This window comes from Microbacterium sp. FW305-3-2-15-F-LB2 (genome assembly GCF_058787255.1).
The window spans coordinates 1797890-1814258 of record NZ_JBYSZO010000001.1 but is presented as its reverse complement, the minus strand read 5'-3'; the positions used below and the strand labels follow the sequence as shown (position 1 = coordinate 1814258).

Below are 16369 nucleotides of genomic sequence, written 5' to 3'. Positions count from 1 at the left end.
TGCCGCTCCGTTCGGCCGCCGACATCAACGCCCCGGCTCCGCGGAAACGCCGTTACCGGGCGTTTCTGCCGAGCCCGAGCGTTGATGCGAGCGAGAACGAGGATTGACTCGCGCCGCACCTGTGAGCGAATCGCGCTGACCGTGCGATAATGGAGTTTCGATGAGCCGCGGCCGCGCCGCAGGCGAATCACCAGAAGACTTCGGGCGATGACCGCCCTTCGCAGCACGAGCCGCAGGCCTGCTGCAGACCGAGTGAGTTCGCGGCCCCGCCGGGTGCGGCGCCGCACGAGATTTCGCCGGGCGACGCGCGGTGTCGCCCGCTAGGGAGTACGCCCGATATGGCCGACGCAACAGAACAGCCCGCCGCCGAGACCCCGGCGATCGACACCCCCGCCGAAGATGTCCAGGACGACATCTCGGCGGCCGACGCTCCTTCGACGGACAGCGATCCCGACGACGAGGCCGCGGTCGAGGACGCCGAGACCGCAGCGGCGGTCGACGCCGGCGAGCCCGCCGTCCTGGAAGCGGATGCCGCCGACTCCGCCGCGATGACGGCGACGGATGCCGTGGAGCCCGAGGCCGAAGAGACCCCCGCGGTCGCGGAGCCCGAGCCCGAGGCATCCACGCAGCCCGAAGCGCCGGCCGAGCCCGAGGCATCCACGCAGCCCGAAGCGCAGGCCGAGCCCGAGGCTCCGACCGAGCCGACGACGCCCGCCATCCCCACGGCGGTGTCGCTCGGCCTGCTCCCCGAGGTGTTCGTCTCGGCCGTGTCGACGCAGCTGCACTTCTACGCCCCCGAGCTCCCGCCCCTGGCGACCCGCGACGACGTCGACGACCGTGAGGACGACGGCCCGGCCGAACGCACCTCCGTCAACGCCCGCCGCCGCAATCGTCGCCGCGGCGCAGCCCCCGCCGGTGCCGACGAGCAGCCCGAGGCCCCGGCCGCACCGGTCCGTCAGCGCGCGGTCGAGCTCATCACCGAGCCGCAGCGCATCAAGGGCTCCACGCGCCTCGAGGCCAAGAAGCAGCGCCGCCGCGACGGTCGTGAGGCCGGTCGTCGACGCCCCGTCGTGACCGAGGCCGAGTTCCTCGCTCGCCGCGAGGCCGTGGACCGCGTGATGGTCGTGCGGTCGAAGGGCGGTCGCATCCAGATCGGCGTGCTGGAAGACAACGTGCTCGTCGAGCACTACGTCGCCCGCAACCAGGATGCCTCCCTCATCGGCAACGTCTACCTCGGTCGCGTGCAGAACGTCCTCCCGAGCATGGAGGCGGCGTTCGTCGACATCGGGCGTGGACGCAACGCCGTGCTCTACTCCGGCGAGGTCGACTGGGACGGTGTGGAGACCGGCAACCAGCCCCGCCGCATCGAGCTGGCGCTGAAGTCGGGCGACCGCGTACTCGTGCAGGTCACGAAGGATCCGGTCGGCCATAAGGGTGCGCGTCTGACGAGCCAGATCTCCCTGCCCGGCCGTTACCTCGTGTACGTGCCCGGGGGCGCCATGAACGGCATCTCGCGCAAGCTCCCCGACACCGAGCGTGCGCGCCTGAAGAAGATCCTCAAAGAGGTGCTTCCCGAGTCGTCCGGCGTCATCGTGCGCACCGCCGCCGAGGGCGCGACCGAGGATCAGCTGACCCGCGACGTGCAGCGCCTGACCGCGCAGTGGGAGCACATCAGCACCCAGGTGAAGACCATCCAGGCTCCGGCGCTGCTGCACTCCGAGCCCGACCTGCTGGTGAAGATCGTGCGCGACGTCTTCAACGAAGACTTCACGCGCATGCTCATCCAGGGCGACGAAGCGCTCACGACCATCTCGAACTACCTCGCCGGCGTCGCTCCCGATCTGCTCGACCGCGTCGAGAAGTACGAGGGCGAGCAGGACCCGTTCGACGCGTTCCGGATCACCGAGCAGATCGAGAAGGCGCTCGACCGGAAGGTGTGGCTCCCTTCGGGTGGGTCGCTCGTGATCGACCGGACCGAGGCGATGACGGTCGTCGACGTCAACACCGGCAAGTTCGTCGGTTCCGGCGGAAACCTGGAAGAGACGGTCACGAAGAACAACCTCGAGGCGGCGGAAGAGATCGTCCGCCAACTGCGGTTGCGCGACATCGGCGGCATCATCGTCGTCGACTTCATCGACATGGTGCTCGAGTCCAACCGCGACCTCGTGCTGCGTCGACTGATCGAGTGCCTGAGCCGCGACCGGACCAAGCACCAGGTCGCCGAGGTGACCTCGCTCGGTCTCGTGCAGATGACGCGCAAGAAGCTGGGTCTGGGCCTGCTCGAGACGTTCAGCGAGGCGTGCGAGGTGTGCGCCGGCCGCGGCGTGATCGTCCACCACGACCCGGTCGTCAAGCACCGCTCCGCTCCCGTCGCGAACGGCAACGGCAACGGAAACGCCAATGGCAACCGCCGCGGCGGCAGCCGCGGGGGCAACGGATCCCCGACGAACAACGGCGCGAACACCGCCGCACCCGCAGCGCCCACGGGCGGCACGCATGTGATCACTGAGGGCGTGAAGTCGGCACTCGCTCAGATCGCGGCATCCACGATCCACCCCACCGTCGATGATCCCGCCGTCGAAGCGGCCGTGGTGGCGTCCGTCGAGGCGGCCCTGGAGGCCAAGGCCGAGGCGCCCGCCCGCGAGAAGCGCCCCCGTAAGAAGCGTGAGCCGCGCGCCCCGCGCACCGAGAAGGACGCACTGCTCGAGTCTGTGCTCGAGGCGCTCCCCGAGCCGAAGGCGCCGGGTCAGGGCCGCTCACGCCGCCGTGTGACCACCGCGGCGCTCACCGGCACGCCGGTCAGCGCCCAGCCGGCCGAAGAGGCCTGAGCCCCCACGTCCGCGCGTGAGGGGTCAAGATTCGTTCCGACCTCGGTCGGGCGACAGATCCTGACCCCTCACGCGCCTGTGGCGCGCCTCTCGCGGGCGGTGATCCGCAGGCCCGAGGCGCGGAGGCGGCGCACGAGTTCGCGTCCGCCGACGTGCTCGGCGCCGGCAGCGACGAGGTCAGCGTGGCGCTCGTCCGGAACGTCGTAGTGGTCGAGGTCGAAGGCTCGACGGGGGATGCCGGCTGCCGCGGCGAACGCGTGCAGCTCGGCGAGGTCCGAGTCGCTCACCAGGTGCGCCCAGAACCGACCGTGCGCCGGCCACTGCGGGTCGTCGATGAGAATCGCCACCCGGCGATCCTATGGCCGACACGCGGCCCCGATGCTTTTGCCGGAATCCGCCGGGTGAGCTAAACTCGTCCTTTGGTGCGTCGTGTCCGCGCGATTGACGCGAGACCCCGCCGGCTCAGGTCGGCTGGATCGCACCGAGACTCAGGGCTTCAAGTCCTCCCGATGTCATCAGACAACCGGAGCCGTGCGCTCCCGAATGAAACAGGTGTGAAGTGGTTTACGCAGTTGTGCGCGCCGGCGGCCGGCAGGAAAAGGTCGAGGTCGGCACCATCGTCGTGCTCGACCGCCAGGCGGCGAAGGTCGGCGAGAGCATCCAGCTGCCCGCCGTCCTGTTCGTCGACGGCGAGACGGTCACGACCGACGCCGACAAGCTCGCGAAGGTCTCGGTCACGGCCGAGGTCCTCGGTGAGGAGCGCGGTCCGAAGATCGTGATCCAGAAGTTCAAGAACAAGACCGGCTACAAGAAGCGCCAGGGCCACCGTCAGGACCTCACGCGCGTCAAGATCACCGGCATCAAGTAAGAGCCAGGAGACGCAGAGATGGCACACAAAAAGGGCGCAAGCTCCACCCGCAACGGTCGTGACTCCAACGCACAGCGCCTCGGCGTGAAGCGCTTCGGCGGCCAGACCGTCCTCGCCGGCGAGATCCTCGTCCGCCAGCGCGGCACGCACTTCCACCCCGGCGCCAACGTCGGCCGCGGTGGCGACGACACGCTGTTCGCCCTCGCCGCCGGCTCGGTCCAGTTCGGTCAGAAGGGCGGCCGCAAGGTCGTCAACATCGTCGCCGCTGCCGCGGAGTAATTCCGCAGCTCACGGCGTTCCCGAGGGGGTGGGCACTGTGCCCGCCCCCTCGTCGTTTTTCTACGTCGGCCCCGCCGGCACCCTCCGGGAGGAGTTCTCATGGTCACCTTCGTCGACCGCGTCACCCTGCACCTGCGTGCGGGCAAGGGCGGCAACGGCTGCGTGTCGGTGCGCCGCGAGAAGTTCAAGCCGCTCGCCGGCCCCGACGGCGGTAACGGCGGGCACGGCGGCGACGTCGTGCTCGTCGCCGACCCGCAGGTGACGACGCTGCTGTCGTACCACCACTCGCCGCACCGCTCCGCGGGCAACGGCGGCTTCGGCATGGGCGACCACCGATCCGGTGCCGCGGGCGAGGAGCAGGAGCTCCCCGTGCCACTCGGCACGGTGGTCAAGGATCCCGACGGCACCGTCCTCGTCGACATGCTCACCCCCGGGATGCGCTTCGTGGTCGCTCCCGGCGGCCTCGGCGGTCTCGGCAACGCCGCCCTCGCCTCGCCCAAGCGCAAGGCCCCCGGTTTCGCCCTGCTCGGCACGCCCGGCTGGGAGGGCGATGTCGTCCTCGAGTTGAAGACCGTCGCCGATGTCGCACTGGTGGGCTTCCCGTCAGCCGGCAAGTCGAGCCTGATCGCGGCGGTCTCCGCCGCCCGCCCGAAGATCGCCGACTACCCCTTCACGACGCTGCACCCGAACCTCGGGGTCGTCCAGGCCGGCGACGTGCGCTTCACGATCGCCGATGTCCCGGGTCTCATCGAGGGCGCGAGCGAGGGGCGCGGACTCGGTCTCGAGTTCCTGCGCCACGTCGAACGCTGCACCGCGCTCGTGCACGTGCTGGACTGCGCGACTCTCGACCCCGGCCGCGACCCGCTCAGCGACCTGGATGTCATCCTCGCCGAGCTGGCCGCGTACCCCGTTCCCGAGGGGCAGCTGCCGTTGCTCGAGCGCCCGCAGATCGTCGCACTCAACAAGGTCGACGTGCCGGAGGCCCGCGATCTCGCCGATCTCGTGCGCCCCGACCTCGAGGCCCGCGGGTTCCGCGTGTTCGAGATCTCCACGGTCAGCCGTGCGGGACTCCGCGAGCTCACGTTCGCCCTCGGCGAGGTCGTCGAGCAGCACCGCGTGGCCACGATCGACGACGCTCCCGCCGAACGGATCGTGATCCGCCCGCTCGGCTCGGAGAAGGACTTCACCATCAAGGTGGAGGGCGGCACGTACGGTCCCCTCTATCGCATCCTGGGCGACAAGCCCGTCAAGTGGGTGCAGCAGACCGACTTCCAGAACGAAGAGGCCGTGGGATACCTCGCCGATCGCCTCGCGCGCCTCGGCGTCGAGGACGAATTGTTCCGCGCTGGCGCTGTCGCCGGCGCGACCGTCGTGATCGGCCCCGGCGACGGCATCGTGTTCGACTGGGAGCCGACGCTCTCGTCGGCGGCGGAGCTCATGACGGCTCCGCGAGGCACCGACCCTCGCCTCCTGCAGAGCAATCGCCGGACGAGCAACGAGCGTCGCGAGCGCTACCACGAGCGCATGGATGCCAAGGCAGAGGCCCGAGCGGAGCTCGAGGCCGAGCGTCTCGCCGCCCGGGCGGGAGACGACGAGGGCGAGCGGTGACCGCGCGCGTCCGGGGCGACCTGCCCTCCGCGTCGCGCGTCGTCGTGAAGGTCGGCTCCTCGTCGATCAGCGGCGACGGCGCGTTCCGGATCGACCTCATCGTCGACGCCTTGGCCCGCGCGCGGCAGGGTGGGATCGAGGTCGTGCTGGTGTCCTCGGGCGCCATCGCGACGGCGCTGCCCCTGCTCGACCTGCAGGGACGCCCCAACGACCTCGCGACGCAGCAGGCCGCTGCCGCCGTGGGGCAGAACGTGCTCATGTGGCGCTATCAGACCTCGCTCGACCGCTTCGGACTGCTCGCCGGCCAGGTGCTCCTCACCGCGGGCGATCTCGAGAACGCGACGCCGCGCTCGAACGCCCGTCGGGCGATGGAGCGTCTGCTGGGGCTCGGCATCCTGCCCATCGTGAACGAGAACGACACCGTCGCCACGCATGAGATCCGCTTCGGAGACAACGATCGGTTGGCCGCCCTCGTGGCGCAGCTGATCGGCGCCGATGCGCTCGTGCTGCTCAGCGACATCGAGTGCCTGTACACGGCACCCCCGAGCGAGCCGGGCGCGCGTCCCATCACCGACGTGTCGTGGGGCGACGACCTCTCGCAGTACACGTTCGGGTCGGTCACCGTGAACGGCGTCGGCACGGGCGGAGCAGCGACGAAGGCCTCGGCCGCCAAGCTCGCGTCCGCGGCCGGAGTGGGGGTCCTCGTCACGAGCGCCGACCTCGTGTCGGAGGCGCTCACCGGTGCACCCGTGGGCACCTGGTTCGCCCCGAACCCTGATCCTGTCACCCTTGCCACGGGACCCGTGGGAGCGGTGCGGGCGGCGATAGACTGACGCGATGACCCTCACCGCCGTTTCGGTCGACGAACGCCTGCGCCTGGCGAAAGATGCCGCGCGCCAGGTCGGGCTCCTCGATTCCGCGACGAAGACCGCGATGCTGCGAGCGATCGCCGACGCGATCGATGCGTCCGCCGACGATATCGTCGCGGCCAACGCCGACGACCTCGCCCGGGGCCGAGACGCGAAGATCGGCGAGGCCCTGCTCGACCGCCTCCGGCTCGACGCGGGCCGGGTCGCCGCCCTTTCCGCCGCGGTGCGCGACGTGGCCGAGCTACCCGATCCGGTGGGTCGCGTCCTCGACCGACGCACCCTTCCGAACGGCCTCGCACTCGAGAAGGTCGCGGTCCCGTTCGGCGTCGTTGGGTCGATCTACGAGGCACGGCCGAACGTGACGGTCGACATCGCCGCGCTCGCCCTGCGATCCGGCAACGCGGTGGTCCTCCGGGGCGGCTCCGCTGCCCAGAGCTCGAACGCGGCTCTGGTCGACGTCATGCGCGGCGCCCTGCAGAGTCAGGGCATCTCGCCCGAGGCGATCCAGACCGTCGACGACTTCGGTCGTGAGGGCGCCCGAGCGCTCATGAACGCCCGCGGGCTCGTCGATGTCCTCGTGCCGCGGGGGAGTGCCGCCCTCATCGAGACCGTCGTCACCGAGTCGACCGTGCCGGTCATCGAGACCGGTGCCGGCGTCGTCCACGTGTATCTGGATGCCACGGCACGCGCCGACTGGGCCCGTGACATCGTGCTGAACGCGAAGACGCAGCGTCCGAGCGTCTGCAACTCGGTCGAGACCGTCCTCGTGCACCGGGACGCCGCCGACCGGCTGCTGCCCGATCTGCTCGGTTCGCTTTCCGCCGCGGGAGTCCGTGTCCACGGCGACGAGACCGCGGCCGCCTACGACCCGCGCGTGGTGGCCGCCACTGACGACGATTGGGCGACGGAGTACCTCAGCCTCGACCTCGCGGTCCGCGTCGTCGATGACCTCGACACGGCGCTCGATCACATCCGCCGCTACTCCACACATCACACCGAGTCGATCATCACCGACGACGAGGCTTCAGCCGCCCGCTTCCTCGCGGAGGTCGACTCGGCCGTCGTGCTCGTGAACGCGTCGACCCGGTTCACCGATGGCGGCGAGTTCGGGTTCGGTGCGGAGGTCGGGATCTCGACGCAAAAACTGCACGCCCGCGGCCCGATGGGCCTCGCCGAACTCACCAGCACCAAGTGGCTGGGGCGCGGCGACGGACAGGTCCGGGCCTGACCGCTAAAATGATGGTGCGCGTCGCGCAGATTTCTTGAACGGAGCACTGATGACTTTCGCCTCGCTGATCGCCCTCGCCGCCGAAGAGGGCGCCCACCACGGTGGTAACGCGCAGGCCGAGACGTGGTGGATCGGCGCCCTGGCCCTCGTCGCGTTCATCGCGCTGAGCCTGGTCACGCTGTCGTACCGCAACGTGTCGAACCGTCACGCGCACAAGGCCGCCGCATACACCGAGAAGCACGGGACGCCCACCCCCGAGGCGCACGGCCACTGAGGCCCACCGTATGTCGGTGACGCGCGCCCCTCGAATCGGGGTCATGGGTGGGACATTCGATCCCATCCATCACGGTCACCTGGTCGCGGCGAGCGAGGTCGCACAGTCCTTCGACCTCGACGAGGTCGTCTTCGTGCCGACGGGGCGTCCGTGGCAGAAGGCCGACGTCACCGAGAGCGAGCACCGCTACCTCATGACGGTCATCGCGACCGCGTCCAACCCGCAGTTCACGGTGAGCCGCGTCGACATCGATCGCGCCGGCCCGACCTACACGATCGACACGCTGCGCGACCTGAAGCGCGAACGTCCCGGTGCCGATCTCTTCTTCATCACCGGGGCGGACGCCGTTGCGCAGATCCTGGGGTGGCGCAATCATCGGGAGCTGTGGGACCTCGCCCACTTCGTGGCCGTGTCCCGTCCTGGACACGTCCTGTCGACCGAGGGACTCCCCACCGACGACGTCAGCCAGCTCGAGATCCCGGCGTTGGCCATTTCGTCCACAGACTGCCGCGCCCGCGTGCGCCGAGGACACCCCGTGTGGTACCTCGTGCCCGACGGCGTCGTGCAGTACATCGCGAAGCATCACCTCTACCGGAGCCCTGCATGAGCACATCCGAGAATCCCGAGACCCCGCCGCTGACCCGGCGTCAGCTGCGCGAACTCCGCAACACCGGCGCGACGCCGATCATCACGCCGCAGCCCGAGGTCCCGTCCGACGTCGCCGGTGAGCCGTCGCCCGTGGAACAGCCCCCCACGCCCGCCGAAGTCGCGTCGGCGGATGGGCCCGCGACCGACGCCGCGGCGCCTGAGCGCACCGTGGAGGATCCGGCCACGGAAACAGAGCAGGCGCCCGAACCCCCCGCGAAGAAGGGGGGTGTGCTGGGCGGGCTCTTCGGCCGCAAGGCCGACAAGTCCGACGATGGCGAGCCGGTGGATGTACCGGCACCGGTCGACGAGCCGTCGCCCGCTCCTGACGAGCCCGAAGCTCCTGCCGCCGCCGCCGTCGAGCCGCCGATCGTTCCGGCATCCTTCCCGCCGTCCGACGGGGGCGATCTGGGTGTGACCGGACTCACGCGACGGCAGGCGCGCGCTCAGGAGCGTATCCGCACCGCCTCGGTGCCGATCATCGCGCCCGACCTCCAGCCGGCAATCCCCGCGCCGCGCGCCGAGGCGGAGGAAGCGCCTCGTGTGCAGACGGCAACGCCGGTCGCTCAGGAGTCCGAAGAGCCGTCACCGACCGATGCCGCGCCCTCGTCGGAGACCCATGACGGCGAGAAGACCAGTGGCCTCCAGGCGATCTTCCGCCCGGCGGCGCCCAATGAGGCTGCCGACACCGGCGACGCCGCCACGAACGACGCTTCCGTTTCGACGATCGATCCGGCGTTCGGCTCGGGTCTCCTCAGCGGTCAGACGCCGGAGATCTCGCTCCCCCCGTCCTTCGATCAGCTGATCTCCCGGAGCCCCGCCACAGGTTCCGTATCCACCCCCAACGCGCTCATCCTCTCGCAGACACCGGCCGGGGTGCCGCTTGTCGGTCCGATCACCTCGACCGGCGAAGTGCTCATCACGGGCACCTTCGAACTCCCCGAGGGCCTCGGCTCGGCCGGTCACGCCCCCGGAACCACGGATGGTCGCGACGTCGACGCCGTTCTCCTCGACGGAGAGCTGCCGCCGGCCTCGTCGCCCACCCCCATCGCGGCCAGCGCCGCCATCAGTACCGTCAAGCAACCCGGTGAGATCATTCGCCCCCCGGCGCCCGAGAAGGGCAGCAAGCTCGTCGTCGGTCTCATCATCACCACGGGCGCCCTCGCCGTCGCGGTCGCCGTCGCGCTGGTCCTCGCCTTCACGACAGGAGTCTTCGGATGACAGCCAGCCCCAACGGAATCGAGATGGCGCGCATCGCCGCCATCGCCGCCGACTCGAAGGCCGGTGAGGATCTCGTCGCGCTCGACGTCTCCGAGCCGCTCCCGCTCGTCGACATCTTCCTGCTCGTGACGGGGCGCAACGAGCGCAACGTCGCCGCGATCGCGGACGAGGTCGAGGAGAAGCTCCTCGAGGCCGGGCACAAGCGCCTACGCCGCGAAGGACGCCAAGAGTCGCGTTGGGTGTTGCTGGACTTCGGCGACCTCGTCGTCCACGTGTTCCACGAACAGGAGCGCGTGTACTACGGCCTCGAGCGCCTGTGGAAGGACTGCCCGGTCGTGCCGCTCGAGCTGCCGGCTCCGGCCTCCGCCGACTGACGCGATCACGACGAAGGGCCGCCCCGTGAGGGGCGGCCCTTCGTCGTTCCCCGATCAGACCAGGGCGGGGGAGAGCTCGGCGCGTAGGATCGCGGCGCCCGCGCTGAGGGCGCTGAGCTTGGCGAGCGCCACCTCGCGTGGCAGCGGAGCCATCCCGCAGTTCGAACTCGCGATGAGCTTGTCGGCATCCACGAACTCCAGAGCCCGCCGGAGCGTGTCGGCGACTTCTTCCGGGCGCTCGATCTCGTTCGACGCCACGTCGACGGCACCGAGCATGACCCGCTTGCCGCGGAGCAGCTCGATCACATCGAGCGGGATGCGGGAATTGTGGGACTCCAGTGAGATCGTGTCGATGCTCGAGTCCTGCAGGAGCGGGAACGAGTGCTCGTACTGGCGCCATTCCGGACCGAGCGTCGCCTTCCAGTCCGTGTTGGCCTTGATGCCGTAGCCGTAGCAGATGTGCACCACCGTCTCGGCGCGCAGGCCCTCGATGGCGCGCTCGAGTGTCGCGATTCCCCAGTCACGCACGTCGTCGAAGAAGACGTTGAAGGCGGGCTCGTCGAACTGGATGACGTCGACCCCGGCAGCCTCGAGCTCCTTGGCCTCCTGATTCAGGATTCCGGCGAACTCCCACGCGAGCTTCTCGCGGCTCCCGTAGTAGTGGTCGGAGAGCGTGTCGATCATCGTCATCGGTCCGGGCAGCGCCCACTTGATCGGCTGATCGGTCTGTCTGCGGAGGAAGGCGGCATCCTGGACGAAGACCGGCCTCTCCCGCGCGACCGGCCCGACGACGGTCGGGACGCTCGCGTCGTAGCGGTTGCGGATGCGGACCGTCTCGCGGTTCTCGAAGTCGACGCCGGTGAGATGCTCGATGAAGGTCGTGACGAAGTGCTGGCGCGTCTGCTCACCGTCGCTGATGATGTCGATCCCGCGTCGCTGCTGCTCGTGGACGGCGGCGCGAAGGGCGTCGTGCTTTCCCTCGACGAGAGCGTCCCCCTCGAGCGCCCAGGGCGACCACAGCTTCTCGGGTTCGGCCAGCCACGAGGGCTTGGGGAGGCTGCCGACGGCGGCGGTGGGAATCAGGACGTTCATGCGTGCGGGGCTCCGGCGGGTCAGTGGATGAGGGCGGGGGAGAGGCCGGCCCAGCGGGCGAGCAGCTCGCCGTGGGGCTTCACGAAGTGCTCCTCCGTGTACTTTCCCTGGGTCACGGCCAGGCGGGAGCGCTCCTCACGGTCGTAGTCGACGCGTGTGCGCGAAAAGTCGCTGCTCTCGAGGGTCGGGCGGAACACGTGGGCTGCGGCGGAGTTGGCGTTGTAGATCTCGGGGCGGTAGATCTTCTGGAACGTCTCCATCGTGCTGATCGTCCCGATGAGCTGCAGGTTCGTGTAGTCGTTGAGCAGATCGCCGCGGAAGTAGAACGCGAGCGGCGCCGAGCTGCCCTCGGGCAGGAAGTAGCGGACCTGGAGGCCCATCTTGCCGAAGTACTCGTCGGTGAGGGAGTAGTCGTCCTGCACGTACTCGACCCCGAGAACCGGATGCCTGTTGTCGGTGCGTCGGTAGGTCTTGCTCGTCGAGACACTGATGCAGATCACCGGTGACACCGCGAAATGCCGCTGGTACTCGGGCGACTCCAGGAAATGCTGGAAGAGCTTTCCGTGCAGCGCTCCGAAGTCGTCCGGCACCGTGAAGCCGCCCGCTGCGGCGCTTGCGGCCGGGAGCAACACGCTGAAGTCGAAGTCGCGCAGGTACGACGAGAAGTTGTTCCCGACGATGCCGTGATGCCGCGCGCCGGTGGTCCGATCGACGATCACGAGGTCGAGGACCTCGAGGAGCGGGAAACGCTGGTCGTCACCGGATGCCGCGAACTCGAGGTCGACCGACACGATGTCGATCTCCAGCGTGTAGCGGTCACCGTCAGGGTTGTCCCACCGCGCGAGGTCGTTGAACCGGCGGTCGATCATCGTGAGGGCGTTGCGGAGGTTCTCCTGGCGATCCTCGCCTCGGGCCAGGTTCGCGAAGTTCGTGGTGGCGCGCGAACTCTCGGACGGCGAGTAGTTCTCGTCGAATCGGGTGGTCGAGATCTGGAACGTGAAGTCGGTGGACATCGCCAGATGCTCCTCTCGCGCATGGGGAGACCGCCGCGCGGTCATCGGTGGTTCCATGGTGCTCGCGTTCGGCATCCATCGGGTAATCCGACGCGACTATCCGCTCGTATAGTCTTTGCCTATGGCTCGTCGACCGAGCGGCGTGACGCTGCAGCAGCTCCAGTCGTTCATCGAGGTCGCCGCCGAAGGCTCGATCTCCGCTGCCGCGGACCTGCTCTACGTGTCCCAGCCGACGATGTCCGCGGCGATGAAGGATCTCGAGGCGCGCGTCGGGCGGTCGCTCCTCGTCCGCTCCGCGCGTGGCATCACGCTCACCTCGGACGGCGTCGAGTTCCTCGGGTACGCCCGGCAGGTCGTCGAACAGCTCGCCCTGCTCGAACAGCGCTACCTCGATCGGCCGCCCTCGCGCCGACTCCTCGGGGTGTCTGCGCAGCATTACTCCTTCGCCGTTGACGCGTTCGTGCGGATGGTGAAGGCGAGCGGGGCGGAGCAGTACGAGTTCTCGCTGCGCGAGACGCGGACGTGGGACATCATCGAGGATGTCCGGACGCTGCGGAGCGAACTCGGCATCCTCTATCGCAACGATTTCAACCGGGATGTGATCGACAAGCTGCTGCGCGACTCGGGGCTGTCGTTCCACCCGCTGTTCCTCGCCGACCCGCACATCTTCGTGTCGCGCAAGAACCCGCTGGCGGCGCGGAAGCGCGTGACCCTCGAGGACCTCGAAGGGCTGCCGCGCCTGACGTTCGACCAGGGGACGAACAACTCGTTCTATTTCGCCGAGGAGATCCTCTCGACCCGGTCGAGCACGCAGGAGATCCGCGTGTCCGACCGTGCGACGATCTTCAACCTCATGATCGGCCTCGGGGGCTACACGATCTCGACCGGCATCATCAGCGACGACCTCGACCCCGAGATCGTCGCCGTGCCCCTCGAGGTCGACGAGCGCATCGAGATCGGGTGGATCGCCCACTCGGCGATCCCACTGACCGAACAGGCGCGGCGCTACCTCGACGAGGTGCGGGCGGTCGTCCGGGAGTTCAACGTGGTGCTGCTCGGGTGAGGCGGAAACGCAAGATGCCCCGCGAATCCTTCGCGGGGCATCTGTTTCGGTGGACCTGAGGGGACTCGAACCCCTGACCCCCTGCATGCCATGCAGGTGCGCTACCAGCTGCGCCACAGGCCCGTTTTCTGTTGTTCGCCCCTCTCGAGGCAACTCCATGAGCTTACTACACGGATTCGGGAGGCAAGAAATCGGCTCCACCGGGCGTGTCGTTCCCTCCCGTGACGGCGCTCACGAGCGCCGCACGCAGGGCCTGCGAACGGAGACTCACCGCCCGCTGACGCGCGACGTACTGCGCCTTGCCGTCGGGCGTCTCGATCGCGACGGGAGAGTAGCCCCAGTCGGCGAGGTCGTAGGGCGACGCCTCCATGTCGAGGATCCGGATGTCACGGGCGAGCTCGAACGCGTCGAGCAGAATCTCGCCGGGCACGAGCGGCCCGAGCTTCACCGCCCACTTGTACACGTCCATGCCCGCGTGCAGGCAGCCCGGCTGTTCGACGTCGGCCTGCGAGTCGCGCGTGAGCGGCGCCTTGTTGCGCGGAACCGCGTCGGGGGTGAAGAACCGGAACGCATCGAAGTGCGTGCACTTGAGGTCGTGCGACTCGACCACGGCATCCGTTCCGTCGGATCCGAGACGCAGCGGCACCGCGTGCCGCACCTCATCGGTGCGATAGGCCATGGCCCACTCGTGCAGGCCGAAGCATCCGAACTGCGCCGGGCGAGCGGCGGTGGCGCGCAACAGGTTCACCACGCCGCGGTACAGCGAGCCGCGTTCGCGGCGGAAGGCGTCGGCATCCACCTCGACGCCGTCGGCGACGGGGCGGTACCAGCGCCAGGTTGCGCGCTCGTCGGCGTCGGCGAGAACAACCCCGGGACCGGGATGCCACCGGCGCAGGATTGCGGGCTTGTACGAGTAGTAGGTGAAGAGGAAGTCCTCGACCGGATGCTTCTCGCCCCGCGCCGCGCGGGCACGATGAGCGGCCGTGAGCGCGTCGGCCCGCTCGGCGTGGGCCTCCGCCCGCGCGATCCACTCGGATCGCGACAGCGCGGTCGTCTCCAGGAGCGCCGTCATGCCACGGGCTCGATGAGCTCGGGCGAGTCATTGCGGACGTTTCCGACCGCCGGCGACACGACATGATCGTCGAGAGTTTCGGCGACGTCGGGGGCCGCGTCGATCGCGGCATCCAGGATGTCGCCGACGTTCTCGGTCGTCGGGTCGAGCCACGCGTCGGCGAAGTCGGGGTCCATGAACAGCGGCATCCGGTCGTGGATGGATCCCAGTCGCCCGATCGAGTCGCGCGTGAGGATCGTGCAGCTCAGCACCCAGCGCGCCGGATCGTCGTCGGCCTTCGCGGGATCCTTCCACCACTCGTAGAGGCCCGCGAAGAACAGCGGCGAGCCGTCGGCGGGGTGGATGTAGTGCGGGGTCTTGCCCGCCTCCGTCGTCTTCCACTCGTAGTACCCCGAGGCGGGGATGACGGCGCGGCGCTTGATGAGGGCGTTCCGGAACATCGGCTTGTCTTCGACCTCTTCGGACCGCGCGTTGAACGCCCGCGCGCCGATCTTGACGTCTTTCGCCCACCCCGGGACGAGACCCCAGCGCGCCACCTCGAGTCGCCGCACCGGCGGTTCGGTCTTCACCGAGTCGAGGACGATGGCCACGGATGCCGTGGGCGCGATGTTGTACGACGGAGGAGGGAGCTCATCGGTCTCGACGTCGACGCGCAGCACCCCCACGAGCTCGGATGCCACATTGGCCACGACGAATCGACCGCACATGCCTCCACCGTACGCGGGACCTCCGACACGCGGGTCGCGCTCGGTCGCTCGCCGCGACCGCGGTTACCGCGACCGCGGTTACCGCGAGACTTCATCCGCCCGACATCTCCCTTGCGGACTGCAAGGGAGATGTCAGCGCGATGAAGTCTCGGCGAAAAGGGGGAGCGCAAACCCCCACCGACACGGCCGTCCGAGTCAGGCGTCACGGGAGATGACGCCGGCGTCTTCGAGGCGTTCGAGCAGCCCGGCTCCGTCGGACTCGGTGACCCACGGGACGTCGGCGGCCGAATGGTCGTCGACGACCGTGCGACCACCGGCGAGCACCGCCTCCGCGGGGAGCAGACGGCGGATGGCGACGGCGGCGACGCTGTCGGGGTGCTCGATGGCGAACTGCGTGTAGATCGCGTCATCGTGCTGACCGTCGTCACCCACCAGCAACCACTTCACGTTCGGGAACTCGCCGGCGAGCCGTCGGAGGTTGCTCTCCTTGTGGTCGCGGCCGCTGCGGAACCAACGGTCGTGGGTCGGGCCCCAGTCGGTGAGCAGGAACGAACCCGACGGGAAAAGGTGTCGGCGCATGAAACGCGTGAGCGTCGGAGCGACGTTCCAGGCGCCGGTCGACAGGTAGATGACCGGCGTCCCGGGGTGCTCACGCGACAGTCGCTCCAACATGACCGCCATTCCCGGCACGGGCTGGCGAGCGTGCTCGTCGACGACGAAGGAGTTCCATGCCGCGAGCAGCGGGCGGGGAAGGGCGGTGACCATGACGGTGTCGTCGATGTCGCTGACGACGCCGAACCGCACGTCGGAACCCACGATGAAGACGCGCGTCTCCGTCGGCGCGCTGCCCTCGACGGTCGTCGTCACCGTCTGCCAGCCGGGCGGCAGGGTCGCCGGCAGCTTCGCGTCGATGACTCCACCACGATCGGCGATGACCTTGTGCGCGACCCCCTCGATCGTGACGGTGACCTGGGCGAATCCGACGGGCACGGCCGCGAAGCTGCGCCAGCCGCGCAGGCTGGCGAAATCGCCGGTCGAGGTGCGCTTGCCCGGGGGAGTGATCAGCACGCGCCCGAGGACGCGGACCCACTCCTCCGTGCCGTATCCGGGGAACCCGGTCACCGTGGGGCGCAGACCGCGGGCCCGCGCTCGACGCTCACGCCAGGCGTGGAAGCGGTACTCCAGGCGGGCGAACCAGAGCACTTTGGCGCGAGGGGAACGAGGCATC

The 16369-nt window shown here is 69.3% G+C and carries 17 protein-coding genes and 1 tRNA gene; 11 read left to right on the top strand and 7 right to left on the bottom strand.

Annotation, left to right across the window (positions count from 1 at the left end; translation table 11 throughout):
• Window positions 1-338 precede the first annotated feature (338 nt).
• A complete protein-coding gene (locus tag AC3WLZ_RS08795; protein ID WP_492469772.1) occupies window positions 339-2828 on the top strand; it encodes an Rne/Rng family ribonuclease in 2490 nt (829 codons plus the stop codon).
• 68 nt (window positions 2829-2896) lie between these two features.
• Here AC3WLZ_RS08795 and AC3WLZ_RS08790 read toward each other — a convergent pair whose 3' ends face one another.
• Window positions 2897-3175 (bottom strand): DUF4031 domain-containing protein, encoded by a 279-nt coding sequence (locus AC3WLZ_RS08790; protein ID WP_492469771.1) that lies wholly within the window; start codon window positions 3173-3175, stop codon window positions 2897-2899.
• Between the two features lie 212 nt (window positions 3176-3387).
• Between AC3WLZ_RS08790 and rplU the strand changes: the two genes are divergently transcribed.
• The 9 genes from rplU (at window position 3388) to rsfS (ending at window position 10194) form a co-directional block, all read left to right on the top strand.
• Window positions 3388-3696 (top strand): 50S ribosomal protein L21, encoded by a 309-nt coding sequence (gene rplU / locus AC3WLZ_RS08785; RefSeq protein WP_022878253.1) that lies wholly within the window; start codon window positions 3388-3390, stop codon window positions 3694-3696.
• 18 nt (window positions 3697-3714) lie between these two features.
• Window positions 3715-3975 (top strand): 50S ribosomal protein L27, encoded by a 261-nt coding sequence (rpmA, locus tag AC3WLZ_RS08780; RefSeq protein WP_412924601.1) that lies wholly within the window; start codon window positions 3715-3717, stop codon window positions 3973-3975.
• Window positions 3976-4074: 99 nt separating this feature from the next.
• A complete protein-coding gene (obgE, locus tag AC3WLZ_RS08775) occupies window positions 4075-5583 on the top strand; it encodes a GTPase ObgE (RefSeq protein WP_492469770.1) in 1509 nt (502 codons plus the stop codon).
• Window positions 5580-6416, top strand: a complete 837-nt coding sequence (proB, locus tag AC3WLZ_RS08770) for a glutamate 5-kinase (protein ID WP_492469769.1) — start codon at window positions 5580-5582, stop codon at window positions 6414-6416. The genes obgE and proB overlap by 4 nt, the downstream gene beginning before the upstream one ends.
• A 4-nt stretch (window positions 6417-6420) precedes the next feature.
• Window positions 6421-7680, top strand: a complete 1260-nt coding sequence (locus AC3WLZ_RS08765; RefSeq protein ID WP_492469768.1) for a glutamate-5-semialdehyde dehydrogenase — start codon at window positions 6421-6423, stop codon at window positions 7678-7680.
• A gap of 49 nt (window positions 7681-7729) precedes the next feature.
• Complete coding sequence (locus AC3WLZ_RS08760) at window positions 7730-7954, top strand: hypothetical protein (RefSeq protein ID WP_412924597.1); 225 nt, start codon at window positions 7730-7732, stop codon at window positions 7952-7954.
• 10 nt (window positions 7955-7964) lie between these two features.
• Window positions 7965-8561, top strand: a complete 597-nt coding sequence (nadD, locus tag AC3WLZ_RS08755; RefSeq protein WP_412924596.1) for a nicotinate-nucleotide adenylyltransferase — start codon at window positions 7965-7967, stop codon at window positions 8559-8561.
• Window positions 8558-9820 carry a hypothetical protein gene (locus AC3WLZ_RS08750; RefSeq protein ID WP_492469767.1) on the top strand — a complete coding sequence of 421 codons (1263 nt, stop codon included), beginning with the start codon at window positions 8558-8560 and terminating at the stop codon, window positions 9818-9820. The genes nadD and AC3WLZ_RS08750 overlap by 4 nt, the downstream gene beginning before the upstream one ends.
• Window positions 9817-10194, top strand: coding sequence for a ribosome silencing factor (gene rsfS / locus AC3WLZ_RS08745; RefSeq protein WP_063257675.1), 378 nt, complete (start codon window positions 9817-9819; stop codon window positions 10192-10194). The genes AC3WLZ_RS08750 and rsfS overlap by 4 nt, the downstream gene beginning before the upstream one ends.
• Window positions 10195-10248: 54 nt before the next feature.
• On the opposite strand, the gene AC3WLZ_RS08740 is transcribed toward rsfS, so the two are convergent.
• Window positions 10249-11286, bottom strand: a complete 1038-nt coding sequence (locus tag AC3WLZ_RS08740) for a methionine synthase (protein WP_492469766.1) — start codon at window positions 11284-11286, stop codon at window positions 10249-10251.
• A 20-nt stretch (window positions 11287-11306) separates the two neighbouring features.
• Window positions 11307-12299 carry a putative oxygenase MesX gene (locus tag AC3WLZ_RS08735; protein ID WP_412924593.1) on the bottom strand — a complete coding sequence of 331 codons (993 nt, stop codon included), beginning with the start codon at window positions 12297-12299 and terminating at the stop codon, window positions 11307-11309.
• 121 nt (window positions 12300-12420) lie between these two features.
• Between AC3WLZ_RS08735 and AC3WLZ_RS08730 the strand changes: the two genes are divergently transcribed.
• Window positions 12421-13362: a LysR family transcriptional regulator gene (locus AC3WLZ_RS08730; protein WP_492469765.1), complete on the top strand. Its 942-nt coding sequence runs from the start codon at window positions 12421-12423 to the stop codon at window positions 13360-13362.
• 50 nt (window positions 13363-13412) lie between these two features.
• On the opposite strand, the gene AC3WLZ_RS08725 is transcribed toward AC3WLZ_RS08730, so the two are convergent.
• The 4 genes from AC3WLZ_RS08725 to AC3WLZ_RS08710 all read right to left on the bottom strand — a co-directional run bounded on the left by AC3WLZ_RS08725 (window position 13413) and on the right by AC3WLZ_RS08710 (window position 16368).
• Window positions 13413-13485, bottom strand: a tRNA-Ala gene (locus AC3WLZ_RS08725).
• Window positions 13486-13528: 43 nt separating this feature from the next.
• The gene (locus AC3WLZ_RS08720; protein WP_492469764.1) at window positions 13529-14434 is read right to left on the bottom strand and encodes a 3-methyladenine DNA glycosylase; all 906 of its coding nucleotides are present in this window, start codon (window positions 14432-14434) and stop codon (window positions 13529-13531) included.
• Window positions 14431-15141 carry an SOS response-associated peptidase gene (locus AC3WLZ_RS08715; RefSeq protein ID WP_492469763.1) on the bottom strand — a complete coding sequence of 237 codons (711 nt, stop codon included), beginning with the start codon at window positions 15139-15141 and terminating at the stop codon, window positions 14431-14433. Before AC3WLZ_RS08715 ends, AC3WLZ_RS08720 begins: the two co-directional genes overlap by 4 nt.
• Window positions 15142-15336: 195 nt before the next feature.
• Complete coding sequence (locus tag AC3WLZ_RS08710; RefSeq protein WP_412924589.1) at window positions 15337-16368, bottom strand: App1 family protein phosphatidate phosphatase; 1032 nt, start codon at window positions 16366-16368, stop codon at window positions 15337-15339.
• Between the last annotated feature and the right edge of the window lies 1 nt (window position 16369).